3 protein-coding genes are annotated in these 2586 nt (G+C 42.3%); 1 reads left to right on the forward strand and 2 read right to left on the reverse strand.

Annotated features, from left to right (window positions below; genetic code table 11):
* Positions 1-29: 29 nt before the first annotated feature.
* Entirely contained in the window at positions 30-245 is a 216-nt protein-coding gene (rpsU, locus tag CXF78_RS19935; RefSeq protein WP_006080725.1) for a 30S ribosomal protein S21, read from the reverse strand.
* Positions 246-719: 474 nt separating this feature from the next.
* Here rpsU and tsaD point away from each other — a divergent pair, with 474 nt between their 5' ends.
* A complete protein-coding gene (tsaD, locus tag CXF78_RS19940) occupies positions 720-1736 on the forward strand; it encodes a tRNA (adenosine(37)-N6)-threonylcarbamoyltransferase complex transferase subunit TsaD (protein WP_011638440.1) in 1017 nt (338 codons plus the stop codon).
* Positions 1737-1814: 78 nt separating this feature from the next.
* Here tsaD and plsY read toward each other — a convergent pair whose 3' ends face one another.
* Positions 1815-2408: a glycerol-3-phosphate 1-O-acyltransferase PlsY gene (gene plsY, locus CXF78_RS19945; protein ID WP_374702308.1), complete on the reverse strand. Its 594-nt coding sequence runs from the start codon at positions 2406-2408 to the stop codon at positions 1815-1817.
* Positions 2409-2586 lie beyond the last annotated feature (178 nt).

Below are 2586 nucleotides of genomic sequence, written 5' to 3' on the forward strand. Positions count from 1 at the left end.
TTAGCTGATCGGTTAAGTTCATAATGAGATTAATATAAACGTACGCGACGTGCGTTTTCGCGAGAAAGCTTCTTAGCTAGACGCTTAACTGCAGCTGCTTTTGCACGCTTACGGGCAGTAGTTGGCTTCTCGTAAAATTCACGAGCACGCACGTCAGCTAAAATACCAGCTTTTTCACAAGAGCGCTTGAAACGACGAAGAGCTACGTCGAATGGTTCGTTTTCACGTACTTTAATAATTGGCATACGCCATCACCCCTTAGGTGTAGTTATGTTGGATGATTAAATCGACTAAACATTTTTAGTGACTTCACTCAAACCAAAGGCTATTTAAAATGGTGCGGAATTTTACACCGAGCGGCGACCATTTGTAAACCCCTGATTGATTTTCTCTTCGGGGAAATAGCTCACAGTTTCATTTTTTTAAATTTAATAAAAAACTAGCCGCTATATACCTCATCGCTTAAGTAACAAACTACTGTGCTAATGAGCCCGTCTTATTCAAGAAAACGCAAGGGCAGTATTACGATTACTCCTTGATATGTATATTTTAAATGCATAGTAACTGATTAGAATCTATCTTTAATTCGTGTTTGGCAAATTCAAGCTCTTGAATTGATTACTTACTTATATGGATAGGTATTTAATCGTTAAACATTGGAGTATTTTCGCTGAGACGGGTAGAATTGGCGGCCTTATTTTTAATGAAGACGAGAGATTATGCGGGTTATTGGTATTGAGACATCCTGTGACGAGACTGGAGTAGCAGTATATGACGATAAGTTAGGCTTGTTGTCGCATGTGCTATATAGCCAAGTTAAATTGCACGCCGATTACGGTGGTGTTGTGCCTGAGCTCGCCTCTCGTGATCATGTTCGCAAAATTGTGCCATTGATTAAGCAGGCTTTATCAGAAGCTAATTCAAGCCTAAATGATATCGATGGTGTCGCGTATACCAAAGGCCCTGGGCTAATTGGTGCATTGCTTGTTGGTGCTTGTGTAGGACGTTCCTTAGCGTATGCATGGAATAAACCGGCAATCGGTGTGCATCATATGGAAGGGCATTTATTGGCACCCATGCTGGAAGAAAATGCGCCTGAATTTCCTTTTTTAGCCTTGTTAGTGTCTGGCGGCCATTCAATGTTAGTGCAAGTTGAAGGCATTGGACGATATCAAGTGTTAGGTGAATCTGTTGATGATGCTGCTGGCGAAGCTTTTGATAAGACAGCCAAGCTCATGGGCTTAGATTATCCTGGTGGCCCTCGTTTAGCCAAATTAGCTCAAAAAGGCGTGCCTGCAGGATATAAATTTCCGCGGCCAATGACTGATAGACCAGGTTTAGACTTTAGTTTTTCAGGATTGAAAACATTTACAGCAAATACTATCGCTGCAGAACCCAATGATGATCAGACTCGTGCCAATATTGCCCGTGCATTTGAAGAAGCTGTTGTTGATACTCTTGCGATAAAATGCAAACGAGCCTTAAAGCAAACTGGTTACACACGTTTGGTGATTGCCGGTGGTGTAAGCGCTAATACCCGTTTACGTGAGTCTTTGGCTGAGATGATGACCAAGTTAGGTGGTCAAGTGTATTATCCTCGCGGAGAGTTTTGTACCGACAATGGTGCCATGATTGCTTATGCTGGTTTACAACGTTTACGTGCAGGACATATTGAGGGGCTAGAAGTTAAGGGGCAGCCTAGATGGCCTTTGGATACGTTGCCCGCAGTAGATTAATTGATGAGTTAGCGTGTTTGAGTTGGCATGATTGCTTTAAGTGATGACTTACTTTTAAGCCACCAAGAAAACCTAATACTATTTGGTATTGGGTTTTTTTATGGATTTTTTTCGTGTGACTTTACTTTCTTCGCCATGGCGCAAACGGCCAATATTGTCTTTGTGGCGGATTAAAATAAGGGTTGATAACATCGCAACAGGAAGAATAAAACGTTCGTCTAACCACCAAGTAAAAAAGGGCGCTAAAGTTGCGGTTGCCATAGCGGCTACAGAGGAATAACGCGTTAATAGTAAAAATACAATCCAAGTGAGGATGAGGCATAGCGCTAAATCACCGCCAATGGGGGCCATTGCACCAAAGGCTGTAGCAACACCTTTTCCGCCTTTAAAGCCAAAAAATATTGGGAATATATGCCCTAGGCAGGCGCTGACAGCGATAAAACCTAATGATGCTGCATCAAGTCCCATTTTATAGCCCAAATAAGAAGGCAGGGCGCCTTTGAGCATGTCAAAAAATAACACAAGAGCTGCAGAACTGACTCCACCAATGCGTAACACATTAGTGGCACCGGGATTGCCGGAGCCGTTGGTTCTTGGATCAGGTAAACCTCTTAATTTACAAACCAGTACGGCACTTGAGATCGAACCCGCTAGGTAGGCGCCAATGATCATCAAAATGGTGACTGTAACGGCGTTCAAATTGGTTTCCTTACTCTTCTTAGGGTATCATCGCGCATTTATTTGTGAGACAAGTCATTTTCAGTATCCACTGAAGCTGTCTTCGCGTTAACATTAACCATTTTGTTGATGTTAATTGAACAACAACGCCTATCCTACTGTTTTAATTCAT

The organism is Shewanella sp. 11B5 (assembly GCF_002836795.1).
Classification (GTDB): Bacteria; Pseudomonadota; Gammaproteobacteria; order Enterobacterales; family Shewanellaceae; genus Shewanella; species Shewanella frigidimarina.

Coding starts and splice junctions, on each gene's coding strand:
- tsaD (WP_011638440.1), top strand. CDS start 720: ATGCGGGTTATTGGTATTGAGACATCCTGTGACGAGACTGGAGTAGCA.
- rpsU (WP_006080725.1), bottom strand. CDS start 245: ATGCCAATTATTAAAGTACGTGAAAACGAACCATTCGACGTAGCTCTT.
- plsY (WP_374702308.1), bottom strand. CDS start 2,408: ATGATCATTGGCGCCTACCTAGCGGGTTCGATCTCAAGTGCCGTACTG.